Below are 16618 nucleotides of genomic sequence, written 5' to 3' on the forward strand. Positions count from 1 at the left end.
GGATGAGGCTTACCGCCCGCGGCGAGGGCCGTGCTCCTCCATCATCTCCATCAATTCCACTCGTTGCTCCGGCGTCAAGACCTCGGCGGCGTCGAGCAGGCTGTTCAGCATTCGCTGCGAAGCAGCATCCATTGCCGCGATCCGCTCGGCCCGCAGTTCTTCCGCAGCGTCGCGATCGATTTCCGCTGCGCCCAGCACCTCGGCCATCTCCGCGCGGGTGCCGCGCATTTCCTCGAACATCGCGCCCATTTCTTCATGAGCCGAGTCCATGATGCCTTCCAGTGCCTCGCGCTGTTCGGGAGTCGCGTCGATTTCATCGAGCATGCGCTCCATTTGACGCTCGCCCCTGTCACCTCGACCGCCACGGCCCATATCACCCCAGCCCATATGGGCGGGACTCATATGCCCGAAACCCCCATGTTCGGAATCCATGTGGGCGGGCCCCATGCCGGGGCCACCGGACATCGGGCCGGCGGCCACCGCGATGGTTCCGGCGCCGACGACGGCGGTCAACGCCACGGCACTGATGGCGAGATAGCGATAGCGCCGGCGTGCCGGAACCACGTTCTTTTGGGAACCGGTGCCTTCGGCGTTTGCGTTTTCCATGTCGGTCATTCGATCTCTCCTGTGGCGAGCGGCCCGGCCGGGCCGCGATCAGGGAAATCTAGGCACCTTCTGTTTCGGCCATGCGCGGCCAATGTAAAGTTTTGTAAAGCAGCGCCCCACCCGGAAACTGAATCAGGAAACCTGATCAGGAAACCGGGTCGAGAACGATGGAGGCCGGGCGCACGGACAAATCGGTGAACGGCGCCAGCGCCAGACGCGGATCGCTGCCGGGCACACAGTTCTGACCGGACATCATGATCGGCCGCGCGCTGGCGGGCAGCGACCCCGCTCCCGGCGAAAGCCGCTGAAAGGCGAAGACGCAGATCGTTCCGCCCCTCGGCGTTGCACCGATATAGAAAAGCGGGCCGTAGGCGGTGTTTTCCTGTTGCAGGCGGTCGGATCGGATCGGCCCGAAGAATGGCGCTGCCCGATCGGCGACCTCTTCGATCTCGACGACGTTGCGCGACATTCCGATCTGGCGGCTGGCCTCCAGATCGATGCGGTTCTCCGCCGGCACCAGGGTATCGTTCTGCAGGACGATGCGCTGCTGATGACGGTCGGGTGTGGACCGCTGCGAGGCCGCGAGCGCATCGTCGACCCGCAGCCATGCCTGCTGGATGCCGATGCTGCGCCATGAGGGTATGGATGCCGCGCCATCCCGATTGGCGCCATTGGTCACGCAGCCTGCCAGCAGGCCGGCCAGGGCCGCCAGCACGATCACCGAGCCGGGCCTTGATCTGGCCCGGCGGGCGCTATCATTGACGACTTGAGCGGACAATGCGCAAACCCTCCCGGCTTTCCGGTGTCGACAGTTCCAGATCGAGACGCCGGAATACCCCGCCGGCCTCGGCAATGCGGCCGAGATTATAGAGCGCGAATCCCTCGATCATCGACAGGTCACGGCGGTCCGGCGCCATCGCGCCGCGGGCATCGATCAGGACCAGTGCCCGCTGATCCTGTCCGGCTTCATAGGCAAGAACGGCCTTCTGCGCCAGTATTTCGGCGCTGACGTCGGTCTCGTATTCCTCCGGCAGACCCGCCTGCACCAGCCGCTGCTCCGCCTCGTCGACCAATTGCCGGCGGAGCATGGCCAGCAACTCGCCGAACCGGCTATCGATTCGCTCCTGCGGGTCGGTGGTTCGTTCCTGGACGGCGGCAAAGGCCAACTGGGCCTCGGTCGGGCGGTCCATCTCGTAAAGACACCAACCCCGGATCAGCAGCGCCGACGCCGATTCCGCGCCCCGTGTCGCGGCCAGGCAGCGTGCATAGTCCCGGCCTTCGGACGCCGCCGACGCCACCTGAAGATCGACCGACGAAGAAGACGAAGGTCCCGGGTTTTCCGGCATCGACTGCGTCAGCGAGCGCGGCAGCGGCGCGGCCACGTCATCGTCAGTCGCGGATGTGGGTGTGGGTGCAGACGCGGTCTCCTCGTCCGGTGAGGGATCGTCGGCGGCGCCGTTATCCGCGTCGGGGCCTCCTACCCCTGCTTCCCGGCCAGCCGCCAGACGATCGCGCAGGGCTTCGAAATCGCTTTCCCGGCCGATTGATGCGATCGCCGCATCTGTCAGGTCGTCCATCGCCTGCTGCGCCAGAAAGGCGTCGGCCTTTTCGATCGTCGCTTCGGCGATATCGTACCGCCCGCAAAGGTCGATGGCCTGCCGCCAGACGCTGGCTGCATCGCCGGGGCGATCCAGACGCGCATACGCCTCGCCCAGCGACCAGACATTGTCGACACGCCCGCAGGTGATGATTTCCGGCGCGGCCTCTGCCGCCGATACCGCGCCGGCCCAGTCCCCGGCGCTCATCGCTTCGCGCAGGCGCTGTTGGCTCGACGCCCGACGGATCTCGCCGGTCAGTTCCTGAGATGGCGTGAAGTCGGGATAGTCCCGCTGTAATTGCTCAAGCGCCCGGCCTGCCCGGTCGATATTGCCATCTTCCAGCGCGGCCCAGACCGGCGCCTCATCCGGACCGAAGGATCGGGTAAGGATGTCGTCGGGCACTTCCCAGCTGGGGTCGATGGCCCGCAGCCGCCGGATTTCCGCTTCGACGCGATCGTATTGTTCGTTCTCCAGATAGTAGCGAAGCGCAAACATGTCCTCAGCAGAGATGCGCGCGCTTTCGCCCGCTTCGCCGGTCAGGCCCGGCGCTTCGGGAGCCTGCGCAAGCACCGGCGCTGCGGTCGCCACCAGGGTGCCGGCCACCATAGCCGCCGCCGTGGGACGGCAGGATTGCCGGATCATGCGCCAGGCAATGCGCCGCAACCGGGTACGGATATTCAGAGGGGGGCGCATCTCGGCCACTTTTCTCGTTGTGCGACGCGGGAAAGCAGGGACAGCGTCGCCGGGAAATAGGGCTCTTCGAGCGTCACCCTCGGCAATGCCGCACCGCGCGCATCACCCAATATGCAGGACACCACTGCCGGCGTCGCCCGATAGCCCGGATTGGGGCTTTCCTCAAGCACGGCGCCGGTTCCGGCCTCGACCACTGTCGGCATGGCTTCACCCCCGGCACGAGACCATATCTCGTGCCAGCGGATAACAGCCGGATGGTCGCCCTGTCCATCCCAGATCAGGTACAACGGCACCCGCAACGCGTCATAGCCGGCATTGTTCGACAGATCCGCCGCCGGGACCGGACCATCGGCGGTCATCTGCACCCAGTCTGGCGGCAGGCCGTCGGCCGCCAGATCGGCCAGAATCGCCGATCCATCGTCAGCCAGTTGTCCGAGTTCGGCAATGCCGGTGGCGGCTGCCAGTTCGCGCAGCGCGGGCAGGACGATATAAGACGGGTTGAGAACAGGCCCCTCGTCGCGTTGAAAGCCCTCGACGGCCGGCAGCAGAAAGCGCCGGCCCGTCGCCGGATCGGTGGCCATGCAACGCGCGATCAGGGTTTCGGCCAGCGATGATGCCAGGTCCATATAGTATTGGTCCTGAAACCGGGCTGCCGCCCGCGCCGCCGCCCACGCGATCAGCAGATCGCCATCCGACGCGTTGTTGGTATCGGCAATCGCCGGTTCTGCGCCGGGCCGCCACCGCCAGGCAAACAGCCCGTCATCGCGAACGCGCAGTGTCGAAATCGCCCAGTCCAGATACGAGTCGAAGGCGGGACGGTCATTGTAAGCGAGGGCTAGCAGCATGCCATACCCCTGCCCTTCGGAATGGCTGACATCGCCCTGCGGCCCGTCTATGACGCGCCCTGCCTCGGTATAGGCACCCTTCCAGAAGCTCCATTCGAGTTCGCTGGCCACGGCGGGCCGGCCACCAATGGGTGCGATCGACCCCGCAATCGCCGCCATTGCGGAGAATTTCATCATCAAGCGCCGTCCGATCACTAATGATCCCCTCTGTCTCCCAGGCGGGCGAAGATCCGGCTCGTTGCGACCGCCGCCAGGGCCAGGGCCGCAAGAACAAGGATAATGAACCCCACGGGATAGGCCGACGCAAGCGTTCCGGCAGCGGGAAACACTCCGGCTATCGAAATGGCCCCCGTCTGCTCGACGGTTCGGGCGCCGCCGCTATAGTTGATCCACCGGCCATCGGCGGACACAAGGGCAAAGGCCCCGCGCGGCCCGCCGCCGGATATCCCTGTCGCCATGGCATTGGCCGTCCGGCGCAACTGCTCAGGACCGTCCGCCACGACGAGAATCGTTCGGCCGCTATCGCTCGCTCGATCGAGAATCATCGACGACGCCGGTTCGTCCAAAGACGCCATCAGCATGGCCGGGTCAGAACTGGTGACCCAGCCGAGCGAACCGGCGAAACGCCACAACCGATTCGGCAGGCCCGACACCTGGATCATCAGCCGGTTCAGCAGGCCGGCATCGCGACCGTCGTCGGTCGTTTCGGAGTCCGCGCGGTCCCAATATTGTCTGGCGGAATCGCCGTTATCACGCGGATCGGTGAATCGCGCGGGCGTGGCGGTGTCGGCGCGCGGAATCAGCCCCGATCGGCGCAGGGCTTCCATCGGCGGGACGTCCCCCTGCGCCGCGTCGGCCGCATCGAATACTGACGGCAATCGGCCGCCGCCCGTCGCCAGACGCGGCAGGACATCGGCCAGTGTCAGACCGAAGCCCGCCAGGTCGGCTTCGGTCAAATCGACAGGCCGCACCACCCGGAGCGCGACGCCCGCCGTCGTCGATTCGCCCCATTCTCCCGTTTCACCGACCCGGATACCCGCGGCTTCACCGAGTGAGGACGACAGCGCCCCGGCAACCGTCAGCAGCCGCTCAAGGCGGTCGGGGGCGCCGGGCGTGGCATCGACCGTGATCACCGTTCGATCGGGCGCGCCCGGCGGCGATGTCAGCGGCGCCAGGTTCGGCGTCGACCTGAAGGGGGATCCGTCGGGAATGGTCAGCGTCGAGGTCCGGAACACCGCCGCCATCGGCGGGCTTTCCGCCGCGAGAATGTCCGGGCAGGCCGATGTCTCCGAGCGGCCGGGAATGCGTATTTCGACCGTGACGGCATTCGGGCCCGGCGACAGCAGGCGCGCCGGGAACCGGATCGGAAAGCCGTCGATTGGCTGCCCGCCGCCACGATCCAACGGCAGCAGCCGGATCGTGCTGTCATTGACCGAAAGGACGAGCTGACTGCCCTCGGGCAATCCCCGCACAAAGGCATAGTCCAACGAGATTTCGGCCTGGCGATCGTTCTCGACCAGCCAATCCTCCGGCAGCCGGAACGCGATATCCTCGCGGCGATAGCGTTCCGAAACCTGGATATCCGGCCCATCGAACGCGGCAAAGGAGACGGCGCGGCCGGTCATCGGCGTGAGCGCCTCGGGCACCGCAGTCATCGGAAACGCGGACCGAATGGCCTCGGCGGCATTTCCGTCCGTATAGTCCACGGCCAGCACGACGGCGCCGTCGCCACCGCGTGCGATCCGGACGGCGTTGCGCTCGGCCGGAAACAGCCGAATGCGCACATGGTCCGCAGCCTCCCCCGGACTGGCAAAAGGATCGGCGCGAACGACATAATCCGGAACGCGGCCGCCCATCAGCACGCCGATTTCTTCCGCCGCCGCAATCGCTGCGCGCACCGCGTCGATGCTGGCCCCGTCCTGAAACGATACGGCGATCGGGCGCCCGTCGGCGATCGTCCGCGCCGTCGCGATGGCCAGCGACGCCGGACCGACAGGCGTGTCGAAATCAGAACCTCCCGCCGGTCCGCTCTCCTGCTGTCCACCCGTCGCCATAAGTCCGCTCTGCCCGGGATCGATGCTGGCCCAAAGGTCGAAGCCGGCTTCGGCGCTGCAAGCCACGCGGTGGCGTTGACGGCCACGGATTTCGACGATGTTCCGGCCGACAGTCAGGGTTTCTCTCGGCACATCCAGTGCGACATTGCGCGGGCGCAGCGAGGCATCGGGCCGAAAGGCGCCGACGAAAACACCGTTGACGAATACCGACAACTCAGAGGCCGTGGGCAGGATATCCACGGCCGTCTGATAATGAATCTGCAGGCGCGGGGCGCGCGGTACAGATTCAGCGAACAGGTGGAATCGCGCTGCCGGGGCTTCACCGACGATGCGGGCGTCAGACCGTGCGGTGTCCATCCCGCCGACCGGCAAAAGCGGGCTTTCGATACCCGGGAACGCGGCGCCCCCGGCAACGGGGCTGGACCCGGTGCCGAAAGCAGGGGGCGCCAGCGTTTGCTGGACCGGACCGTCGGTACCGGGCGGGTTTTCGATCCGCAAATCCGGCACACCGATTGGCCCGTCGGTGGCGGCGGTCGAGCCTTCGGATTGCGACGGCATCGAGGGAATTTCAGGCCGCAGATCGTTGACCGGGCCGCCCGTCGGGCCGGTTTCCGCCGACTGGCCGGGCAGCGGAATCATGATCGAATCCAGTGCCTCGAAATCGTTGCCCCTCACGACCTGTCCCTGCTGGGCTACGGCTCCCGGCGGCGCGATCGCCAAAATGGCCGATACGGCAATCGCGGCACGGGCACCGGCACCGATCGATCTCCGGTTCCGGAAAAGCGACTTCATGATGCAGACCTGTCGTGAACGGTGAATTCGGGCTGCGATCGGCGATGCGGCTGCACCACTGACGGGCGGAGCGGCTGGGTGTCGTCCAGTTCGGACGGCGCCCCCGGGTCGTGATGCCGCGCGGCGGGCGAAAGCCCCTCGGACTGCGCCGCCCAGCCCCCGTACTGCCCGCCCCCGTACTGACCGCCTCCAGCCTGACCGGCATATGCCGGCTCAGGTTCGAGATCCAGGCCGGGCAGAGCGGGCGCGTCAAAGACGCTCTTGTCGCCCTTCGTGGTCGCGGTCGATCTGGACCGTTTTGCCTGCTGCACGATAAAGGTCAGCGTTTGTGTGCTGTTGACGACGATGAAATACAGGAAGAAGGCGAGACCCGCCAGCAGACCCGGTCCCTTGAGTATGGCCGTGCGGCGCTTGTGCCAGCGTTCGCTGTCCGAGAACATCACCCGCGCAATCATGCGCAGGCTCTCCGCCGACTGCTCTTCAGGAAAGGACAACCCGAGCCGGATGACGCCGCCATCCGATGCCACATTGGCCACCACGCTATCGATCGCCCGCCGCGCATCGTTGCGGGGGGCGGCGGGGACGATGCGGACCTCCTTGCCCGCCGTCAACCGGGTCGCGGCGTCGGAATAGGGGATGCGGACCTGCAGCCCGGTCATCGAGATATCGATCAGACGTCCGCTGATGATCTCGCCGGTCGGCAGTATGAGATCAGCGGCGCCGTCCAGGTCGACTCGCGGTGCCCGGCGCCGCTGACGGCGCTCGCACATGGCCCCGCTCGCGGTGACGACCAGCAACAGGTTGAAGAAACACCAGCCGCCGACCAACGCCACGATCGCCCGGTCGCCGGGAAAAGCCGACCACCGCCACAGCGCCACGACCACGCCGACGGCAAGCAATCCGGCAAGGATGAATATCGAACTGGCGATCGGCGCAAGGTAATCTTCGTCCAGGGTTTCATCCTTGGCCGTGACCTTGAACGTCGGCGCCCTGGGCTTGCGGATCGTCGACAGGATCACACGCCAGAGATAGGGCGTCAGCACCGTTTCGTACACCTCGGATATCAGCGGCCATCGGACCTTGCGGAACATGGCGTTCTGCAGCAGAAGGACGGCCGCCAGATAAATGACCGTGTACGACATGAACTGTTCGACGGTGGCCACATAGATGTCGAAGCCGGTAAACAGGTAGATCAGCGGCGCCATCAGAAACGTCAGCCGGATCAACGGGAAGAACCAGAAGGCCGACGACGACGTATAACACAGGCGTTGCGCGATACTCAGGCCGGGCTGCAACAGCGGGTTCTTCAGCAGGAATATCTGGGTCATGCCCTGCGCCCACCGCGATCGCTGTGCAATGAACGACGTCACCGTCTCGGGCTGCAGGCCCGCCAGCATGGCCCGATCGACATACATGCTCTTCCAGCCGCGGGCGTGCAGCGCAAGCGCGGTCTCGGCGTCTTCGGTGATGCTTTCGCCGGAAAAGCCGTTGTTCTCCTGAAGCGCGACCCGGCGCATGACCGCGCCCGACCCGCAGAAGAACGAAGCATTCCACTTGTCCAGGCCCTTTTGAATGACCGAGTAGAACATCTCGTTTTCCGGCGGGATCTTGTTCATCACGCCGATGTTTTTTTCAACCGGATCGTAGTTGAGGAAATAATGCGGGGTCTGGACCAGGAACAGTCGCGGGTCCTGAACGAAATACCCCACGGTCCGCTCCAGGAAATCGTTGGTCGGGACATGATCGGCGTCGAACACCACGATAAGATCGCTGTTGGAGCGGGCGAACGCGGCCGACAGGTTGCCGGCCTTGGCGCTGGTGTTCTGGAGGCGCGTCAGATAAGTCGCGCCGAGTTTGCGGCAGAGGCCCTGTAGCTGGACCCGCCGCTCTATGGCGGCAGCAGCCTTTTCCGGATCGGGATCGTTGCAGCGCTGGTCGGTGCCGCCGTCGTCGCAGAGATAGACAGTAAGCTTGTGGGCCGGGTAGCGAAGTGACGCCGCCGCCGCCAGCGTAATCGCCAGCATCGATGCGGGTTCGTTGTAGCTCGGCACGAAGATGTCGACCGTCGGCACCTCCGCGACGGTTTTGATCGGGTTGGGACGCGGACGGTTGATCGGATCAGCGACGACGAAGCTGGTCAGGAAAAAGAAGCCGATCGCAAACATTTCCACGGCATACAGCAGCAGCGCCAGCGTCAGTGCGACACCGTGCGTTTCCCAGGGAATCGTCTCCATCGTTCGCCAGAAGGCGTAGCGCAGCACGACGAAACCGCCGGCCCCCAGGATGACGAAGCGGGCTACCCGATGATGTGCGAACGGTTTGGACATCGCGATGACGGCCAACGCGACCAGACCGACGCCCAGTTGCGTCGACCATGATGTCGGCAATGCCGCCAAGGCGAACACCGGCGAGACCACCACAAGCAGGGACAGAACAAGAAAAAAATCACTACTTTTTGTCATCATAACCACCGCCAAAAACAACTTTTAATCGAAATCCGACCCTCTAACGTCTTAATGGTAGCTTCCCTGAAATTACTCTCGCCCCGCGTTCAGTCCCATCCAGTTGATCGCTCGCCGGACCTCCATTGAGTTATGAGTGTAGCCCGATGGAAACTTAACAATTACCCAACATTCCATATTGACTTCGAATTTTGTCAAAGGTTTGACGACCCAAAATTGTATTGATCTCAGCTTTACCACCAGAGCGGACAATAGTTGGAAACCATATTTCCGCGAAGGTGCAAGGACATGGGCAATTTTTGCCTAGGCTCTTTTCCTCAATTTAAGGTAAAATCGCCAGACCACCGAACGCTGTACGGACCGGAACGAGATTGATGGGCATTTTATGATGGCGGCAGGCATGACCGGCTACAGGGAAAGCCGCAACCGTCGCCGGAAACTGCGCGAGATCGCGGGGTCGCTTTCCCGAATCGATAGTAATTATTTCGTCCAGGACCTGATCAGGCTTGCCAAGCAGGACCCCGAATACGGCGAACTGGTTGATAGCCTGAAGCTGTCCGAAGACAAGATATTGAGCTATTATACGTTGATCACGATCAACTTCCCCGACAATGATCTGCTGTGGATCGACGGCGAATACCTGCCGGCCTGTATCATTTTTTACCGGCCCACACTGTTTCACGTTCACACTGCCCTGCAGGCGGGCGAAACCATCGACTCGATCGTGCGCTCCTGTCATCGCTACCTCGCGGCCGGCCGCCGCGGCGCCGTCCGCAATTTCACCTGAATACCGTCACCCTGGTCTACACCCCGCTCGATTCACACATCGAGTTCGATAGCGGGAATGATGATTTCCACACCCTGATCGTCCCGGGCGCTGCGCGGCCACGAAGTGACGCGCTGCCGACCCGGGACCTCGTGCGTCAACTCTCGATCGTGACACGCGAACCGGGTGCCTTCGGCCGGGGGTCCCCGATCGGTGTCCCGGGACGAAAAGGGCGGGGACGATCAGGATGGGGGTGAGGATGCACGAGAGATCTGTGAATACCGTAGGGTCTACCCCCACGCCTATCGTAGCGCCGCCTGATCCGGCTGTGCGTCGGCCATGACCCTCTCGGCGTGGTGGCACGCGGCTTTGTGCCCGGCCGCCACGTCGCGCAGCGGCGGCGGCTCGTTCAGGCATCGGCCGGTCGCGAACGCACAGCGCGGTGCAAATGGGCACCCATCGGGCGGCGGCGGCGCCGGGTCGGCGATTTGGCGCCGCTCGCGTCGGCGGGACGGATCGAGACCGGGCATCGCCGCCAGCAGCATGCGGGTATAGGGATGGGCCGGGGCCGCAAAGATGTCCGCCGTTGCGCCCGTCTCGACAAAATGGCCGAGATACATGACCGCCAGCCGGTCGCAGACCTGCTCCACCACCGCCAGATTATGGCTGATCAGGACATAGGCCAATTGGTACTGGTCGCGAAGGTCGAGCAGCAGATTGAGCACCTGGGCCTGAACCGACACGTCCAGCGCCGAAACGGGTTCGTCGGCGACGATCAGGGCCGGACGGGTAATCAGCGCCCGCGCGATGGCGATGCGCTGGCGTTGTCCGCCTGAGAATTCATGCGGATACTTGTCGCCGTCGCGCGGCGCCAGCCCCACCGCCGCCAGCGCCTCGTCGACGCGCTGGCGCCGGTCGGCCGACGATAGTCTTCCCGTTTCCAGGCGCAGAGGCTCCGCGACGATCCGCGCGACCGTCTGGCGCGGATCAAGCGATCCATACGGGTCCTGGAAAACCATTTGAAAACCGCGCCGGATCGCCTTGAGCCGGCGCCCCGACAACGCGAACAGATCCTCGCCCCGAAACCGGACGGTGCCGCGTTGCGCCGGTTCCAGCGCCATGATCATACGGGCCAGTGTCGATTTCCCGCACCCGCTTTCACCAACGACGCCATAAACTTCGCTCGAATTCACGTCGAAGCTGACGCCGTCGACGGCCTTGAACACGGATTTTTGCCCCATCAGTCCCGTACCCGGAATCGGATGGTGGCGCGCCAGATCGTCCACCGACAAAAGCGGCGACGCCGCATCGTGCGGGCGGTCAAATCGGTCGCTCATGCCCAATCCCCCAGGCTCATTTCCGGGATATGCGCATCCTCGCGCCGAACGTCGTCAAGTCGGATACACCGGGCGTGCCAACCCTCTTCAACCAGCCCCCCATCAATGGAATACCAGCCGGGGAATTCGGCCGAACAGGCCGGTATCGCGAACGGGCATCGGGGTGCGAACCGACACCCGGGTGGCCGGTCGGAAGGGTCGGGCACACTGCCCGGTATCGTCGCCATGCGGCCGGCTCGCGGTCCCTGACGGCCCGGCATCGCCTTGAACAGTCCGCGCGTATAGGGGTGGGCCGGGCTGGCGAAGATCGGCGGCGTGGCGCCGCGCTCGACCGCACTGCCGGCATACATGACCATCGTCTCGTCCGACGTCTCGGCGATGACGCCGAGATCGTGGCTGACCAGGATCAGGCCCATATTCATTTCGCTAACGAGATCATGCAGCAGATCGAGGATCTGGGCCTGCACCGTTACATCAAGCGCGGTCGTCGGCTCGTCGGCGATCAGCAGTTTCGGCCGGCACGCCAGCGCGATCGCAATGCCGACACGCTGGCGCTGGCCGCCCGACAGTTCGTGGGGATAATCGTCCAGCCGCCGCGAGGCTTCGGGCAGACCGACCTTGTTCAACAGGTCCAGCGCCACCGCCCGGGCCGCCCGGCGGGTGATCCCCTCGTGCCAGACCAACCCTTCCGCGATCTGATCGCCCACGGTCATGACCGGATTCAGGGCCGTCATCGGCTCCTGAAAGATCATGCCGATGCTCTTGCCGCGGCGATGGCACATCTGGGCTTCCGACAGGGCCGTCAATTCCTCGCCGTCCAGCATGACGCGGCCCGTCGTCTCCACACCGCCCGGCAAAAGCCCGATGATCGCCAGCGATAACATCGATTTGCCCGACCCGGACTCGCCGACGATGCCGAGCGTGCGCCCCGCCGCCAACGAAAATGTAATGTCCTCGACCAGTGCCAGACGCCCGTCCGCCGTGCGAACGTGAACCCCGAGATTTTCTACCGATAGCATCAGCGCCGCCGTCTCAGTTTCGGATCGATGGCATCGCGCAGCCCATCGCCCAGCATGTTCAGGGAAAGGACGGTCACAGCGATCGCCAGCCCGGGGAAGATCGCCAGATGCGGCGCCTGCGCCAGATAGGTCTGCGCCTCGCTCAGCATCCGTCCCCACGACGGCGCTGGCGGCGGCAGCCCGATGCCGATGAAGCTGAGCCCCGCTTCGGCCAGAATCGCCAGCGCCAGCTGGATCGTCCCCTGCACGACCAGCAGTCCGGCAATGTTCGGCAAAACGTGATGCAAAGTAATGAGCACGGGGCCCTTGCCCGCCGCCCGGGCAGCCAGCACATAATCCCGTGACAGAATCTGGAGGGCTGAGCCCCGCGCCACACGGGCGAACACAGGGATATTAAAGACACCGATGGCGATGACGGCGGTCAGCACGCCGGGGCCGATGAGGGCGCCGAGAATGATCGCCGACAGCACGGCCGGAAATGCCAGCGTCACATCGGCAATACGCATGACCGCCTCGTCGACCCAGCCGCGCAACGCCGCCGCCGCCGTGCCCAGTGCCACGCCGGCCGAAAGCCCAAGAGCGACGGCAATCACGGCGATCGACAGCGAGTTCCATGCCCCGGCCATCAGCATCGATGCGACGTCGCGACCGAAATGATCGGCGCCGAACAAGCCAGCTTCGAGAGGTGCACCGAGCCGGCCGGGAATGTTGATGGCGGTCGGATCGGCTGGCGTCCAGAACCGCGACACGATCGCCGCCGCGACCAGAACCAGCGTCGCACCACCGCCGATCGCCAGCGTCGGGTTGCGCCAGAGCGCGCCACCGGCTCCCCTGGATCGAACCGCCATCATGACCGAGCCCCCCGGAGACGGGGGTCGAGCACGCCGTAAAGCAGATCGACGACGAAGTTGACCACGATGACCAGCGCCGCGAACAACAGCACCACGTCCTTGATGACGATCAGGTCGCGCTGGGCCAGAGCCTGAAACAGCAGGCGGCCGAGACCGGGTAGTGTGAACACGTTTTCAACCAGGATCGCCCCCGCGACCAGAAACGAGAATTGCATGCCCATGATCGTGACCACGGGAATGAGGGCATTGCGCAGGACGTGACGGCGCAGCGTCGTGCGGCGGGTCAGGCCCTTGGCGCGGGCGGTGCGCACGAAATCCTCGTCCATCATGTCCAGCACCGACGACCGCGTCACCCGGGCCAGGATCGCTGCCTGGGGCAGCGCCAGAGCGACCGCCGGCAAAAGCAGCGCCATGAATGCCGGACCGATGCCATTGCCCCAGCCGGGGAACCCGCCGGCAGAGAACCACCCCAGTTGGACCGAGAACACAAGGATCAGCAGAATACCAACCCAGAAATTCGGGATCGCCACACCGACCTGGCTGAAGATCATGACACCGCGATCCGCCGCCCGATTGTGATGGGCCGCCGCAATCACACCCAGCGGAATCGCGATGGCGGTCGACAGGACGATCGCCATCACCGCCAGCGGCAGACTGACCACACCCCGCGCCGCGACGAGCTGCGATACCGGAACATCATATGTCAGCGAAAGCCCGAAATCGCCGGTCAGCGCCCCGCCCAGCCAGGCCAGATAGCGGATCGGCGCCGGCCGGTCGAGACCCATCTCGGCACGCAAGGCCGCCAGCGTTTCCGCAGTCGCCTGGGTCCCCAGTTGGGCGGCCGCCGGATCGCCGGGGACGATCTCCAGCAGAATGAAGATCGCCAGCGACGCGATCAGCAGCGTTACCGCCAGGGTGATCAGCCGCCGCAAGACAAATCGTGCCAAGAATCATCCTCAACTGTATTAATCGGGGCCTGCCAACCAGGGACGGCGCGGCCGAACCGCGCCGTCCCTCGCGCATCACTCGGCCCAGCGGACCTCGGTCACGTCGTTCGACGGAATGGGTGTGTCTTCCCACATACCACGCAGATCGGCATCCCAGACGCCCAGCTTCGGCAACTGGAACAGGAACAGGGCCGGGACATCTTCTGCCAGCGTCCGCTGCGCCTCGGCATACAGATCGAAACGGGCCTCCTCGTCGGCCGTCACCGAGGCCTCGTCGATCAGGGCGGCGAAGTCCGGATTGTCGTACTGGAAATAGTAGTTCGGGCGGGCAAAGATTTCGATGTCCAGCGGCTCGGTATGCGCCACGATGGTCATCTCATAGTCCTTGTTGGAAAAGACTTCCTCGATCCATTGCGCCGGGAACTCGCTAGGCTCGATCGTCACCTGGACGCCGATCTGCCCCAGCAGCGCCTGCATCAGTTCCGCACTGCGGCTGGCATACGACATCTGCGGCGCCTTGATGGTCAAGGACAGCCCGTCGGCATGCCCGGCCTCGGCCAGCAGTTCCTGCGCCCGTTCCGGGTCGTAGGGCAGAACATCGGTTGTATCGACATAGGCCGGATGGTTGGGCGAGAAATGCGACCCGATCGGCTGGCCGTAACCGCTATAGGCGCCATCGATCAGCATCTGGCGGTCGATGGCGTGCATCAGCGCCTGACGCACCCGGACATCGTCGAAGGGCGGCGCCTGATTGTTGATACCGGCGACGATCTCGCCCTCGGTGTTGCCGGCAACGGCGTCGAATGCATCGTCCTGCTCGAACTCGGCGAACAGTTCGGGCGCGCCCATATTGGGGAATGCGTCAATGTCGCCCGCCCTCAACGCCGAGGCCTGCGCCGGCGCGTTGTCGATGAACCGGAAGGTGACGGCATCGAGATACGGCAGCTCGGGATTCCAGTAATCGGGATTGCGCGTCAGCGTCACGCTGTCGCCGCGCACCCATTCCTCGAACATGAACGGACCGGTACCCACGGGGTCGGTCTGGTTGGTGTCGGCGGTCTCCGGCGACACGATCACGGCGTCACCCCAGGTCAGGTAATAGAGGAAGTTGCCGGATGGTTCCGACAGCGTAATGACGACTTCGTGGTCGCTCGGTGTCTCGATGCTCTCGATCGGTTCGAAGATCTGCTTCTGGGCGTTCGTCGACTCCGGCGCCATCGCCCGCTCGAACGAGAACGCGACATCGGCGCTGGTAAAGGACGCGCCGTCGTGGAAGCTGACCCCTTCACGCAAGTCGAAACTGTAGGTCAGGTTATCGTCGGAAACGGTCCAGCTTTCCGCCAGCAGGGGCTGGATTTCGCCATTGCGATCGAGCTTCACCAGACCTTCGTACAGATTGGCCCAGGTCACCTCGCGGATCGCAACCGGCGCTGCGGTGGTCGGGTCGAGATTCGGCGGCTCGATGGCCATGCCGACGACCAGATCGTTGCGGTCCTGAGCCTGGTCCTGGGCCTGGGCCGTGCCGGCCGCCGTTGCGGACCCGAGCGCCAGGGCGAGGCTGCCGGCCGTCAGGAGCAGAGTTCGTTTCATTGATTTGCCTCCGAGTTGCTTGCGACTGTAATCAGTATTGTGACAGGCCGTATTGAGCGCGCCAGGAAGGATAAACCCCGAGGCTTTCACCGTGCCAGACGGCGCGGGCAACGGCGCGGGCAACGCAGTCTGCGGCGGCGCGGCCGATTCGCGTGAGTCCATTCATATCGGGCGCCGGATGCTGTGCTGTCGCCACTGCGAAAACGCTGTCACCGTCGAGGGGCGAGTGAACCGGCCGCAGGGCAACGGCCAGCCCATCCTGCGCCATCACGGCCATACGGTGGCAGTCGGCTTTGGAGAGGCCCGCGCTGGTCGCCACGACGGCCAATGTCGTATTCGAACCGGCGGGCACATCGCTGGCCCCTTCCGTATCATCCAGATCGGCCAGCGGCGACGTCGGCGGCGTCAGCCCGCCGAATTCGGCGCCACGCTCAAGCATCCATGCGCGAAACCGCCCCCCGGTACCCGGCAGAACCGCACTGCCCATGGCGTTGACCGCGACCAATGCGCCGACCACGACGCCGTCGGGTAGCGTCCACGAGGCGCTGCCCAATCCGCCCTTCAGCGCTCCGGCCTTGCCGCCGGTTCCGGCACCGGCATTGCCGAGCTCAAACGACGGTCCCGCCGCAGCGACCGCCTGCCGTCCAAGATCGAAATAGGGTGGCATGTCGCCCCAGTTCTTGTCGCCGCCATTGACGAGATCGAACAGCGAGGCCGCCGGCACGATCGGCACCCTGGCCGACCCGACGGCGAAGCCACGTCCCATCGAAGCCAGGGCGCTCACCACGCCGCCGCGCGCGTCGAGACCAAAGGCCGAACCGCCCGACAAGACAATAGCGTCGACCTGCGGGACCGTCGCCGACGGCGCGAGAAGATCGGTCTCGGCCGTTGCCGGCCCGCCACCGCGGACGTCGACGGACGCCGCGACGGCGCGATCGGGCAGCACCACGGTCACGCCGCTCATGAGGCGGGGATCGGTGGCGTTGCCAACGGCGATACCGGGAACGTCGGTCAGCAGATTGCGGGTCACAAGCCTGCGCTCCCGGCAAGGCGGCTCA

The 16618-nt window shown here is 64.9% G+C and carries 13 protein-coding genes; 1 reads left to right on the plus strand and 12 read right to left on the minus strand.

The window, feature by feature from the left end:
- Positions 1 to 9 precede the first annotated feature (9 nt).
- From ABZ728_RS00200 to bcsA, 6 genes are all read right to left on the minus strand, one after another.
- On the minus strand, positions 10 to 615 hold the full coding sequence (locus ABZ728_RS00200; protein ID WP_366653513.1) for a Spy/CpxP family protein refolding chaperone: 606 nt from the start codon (positions 613 to 615) through the stop codon (positions 10 to 12).
- A 136-nt stretch (positions 616 to 751) separates the two neighbouring features.
- Positions 752 to 1384 carry a hypothetical protein gene (locus tag ABZ728_RS00205; protein ID WP_366653514.1) on the minus strand — a complete coding sequence of 211 codons (633 nt, stop codon included), beginning with the start codon at positions 1382 to 1384 and terminating at the stop codon, positions 752 to 754.
- On the minus strand, positions 1362 to 2897 hold the full coding sequence (locus ABZ728_RS00210; protein ID WP_366653515.1) for a hypothetical protein: 1536 nt from the start codon (positions 2895 to 2897) through the stop codon (positions 1362 to 1364). The genes ABZ728_RS00205 and ABZ728_RS00210 overlap by 23 nt, the downstream gene beginning before the upstream one ends.
- Positions 2882 to 3919, minus strand: a complete 1038-nt coding sequence (locus ABZ728_RS00215; RefSeq protein ID WP_366653516.1) for a glycosyl hydrolase family 8 — start codon at positions 3917 to 3919, stop codon at positions 2882 to 2884. Before ABZ728_RS00215 ends, ABZ728_RS00210 begins: the two co-directional genes overlap by 16 nt.
- A 17-nt stretch (positions 3920 to 3936) precedes the next feature.
- On the minus strand, positions 3937 to 6588 hold the full coding sequence (locus tag ABZ728_RS00220; RefSeq protein WP_366653517.1) for a cellulose biosynthesis cyclic di-GMP-binding regulatory protein BcsB: 2652 nt from the start codon (positions 6586 to 6588) through the stop codon (positions 3937 to 3939).
- A complete protein-coding gene (gene bcsA / locus ABZ728_RS00225; RefSeq protein WP_366653518.1) occupies positions 6585 to 9053 on the minus strand; it encodes a UDP-forming cellulose synthase catalytic subunit in 2469 nt (822 codons plus the stop codon). Before bcsA ends, ABZ728_RS00220 begins: the two co-directional genes overlap by 4 nt.
- Positions 9054 to 9450: 397 nt before the next feature.
- Here bcsA and ABZ728_RS00230 point away from each other — a divergent pair, with 397 nt between their 5' ends.
- Positions 9451 to 9837, plus strand: a complete 387-nt coding sequence (locus ABZ728_RS00230) for a hypothetical protein (protein WP_366653519.1) — start codon at positions 9451 to 9453, stop codon at positions 9835 to 9837.
- A 281-nt stretch (positions 9838 to 10118) separates the two neighbouring features.
- Here the strand turns inward: ABZ728_RS00230 and ABZ728_RS00235 are convergent, their stop codons facing one another.
- From ABZ728_RS00235 to ABZ728_RS00260, 6 genes are all read right to left on the minus strand, one after another.
- Entirely contained in the window at positions 10119 to 11153 is a 1035-nt protein-coding gene (locus ABZ728_RS00235; protein ID WP_366653520.1) for an oligopeptide/dipeptide ABC transporter ATP-binding protein, read from the minus strand.
- Positions 11150 to 12172 carry an ABC transporter ATP-binding protein gene (locus ABZ728_RS00240; protein WP_366653522.1) on the minus strand — a complete coding sequence of 341 codons (1023 nt, stop codon included), beginning with the start codon at positions 12170 to 12172 and terminating at the stop codon, positions 11150 to 11152. The genes ABZ728_RS00235 and ABZ728_RS00240 overlap by 4 nt, the downstream gene beginning before the upstream one ends.
- The gene (locus tag ABZ728_RS00245) at positions 12172 to 13023 is read right to left on the minus strand and encodes an ABC transporter permease (protein ID WP_366653525.1); all 852 of its coding nucleotides are present in this window, start codon (positions 13021 to 13023) and stop codon (positions 12172 to 12174) included. Before ABZ728_RS00245 ends, ABZ728_RS00240 begins: the two co-directional genes overlap by 1 nt.
- Entirely contained in the window at positions 13020 to 13970 is a 951-nt protein-coding gene (locus ABZ728_RS00250; protein WP_366653527.1) for an ABC transporter permease, read from the minus strand. Before ABZ728_RS00250 ends, ABZ728_RS00245 begins: the two co-directional genes overlap by 4 nt.
- 75 nt (positions 13971 to 14045) lie before the next feature.
- Complete coding sequence (locus ABZ728_RS00255; RefSeq protein ID WP_366653528.1) at positions 14046 to 15560, minus strand: ABC transporter substrate-binding protein; 1515 nt, start codon at positions 15558 to 15560, stop codon at positions 14046 to 14048.
- A gap of 31 nt (positions 15561 to 15591) precedes the next feature.
- Positions 15592 to 16590 carry a P1 family peptidase gene (locus ABZ728_RS00260; protein WP_366653529.1) on the minus strand — a complete coding sequence of 333 codons (999 nt, stop codon included), beginning with the start codon at positions 16588 to 16590 and terminating at the stop codon, positions 15592 to 15594.
- Positions 16591 to 16618: the final 28 nt, after the last annotated feature.

Source organism: Fodinicurvata sp. EGI_FJ10296 (genome assembly GCF_040712075.1).
Classification (GTDB): domain Bacteria; phylum Pseudomonadota; class Alphaproteobacteria; order DSM-16000; family Inquilinaceae; genus JBFCVL01.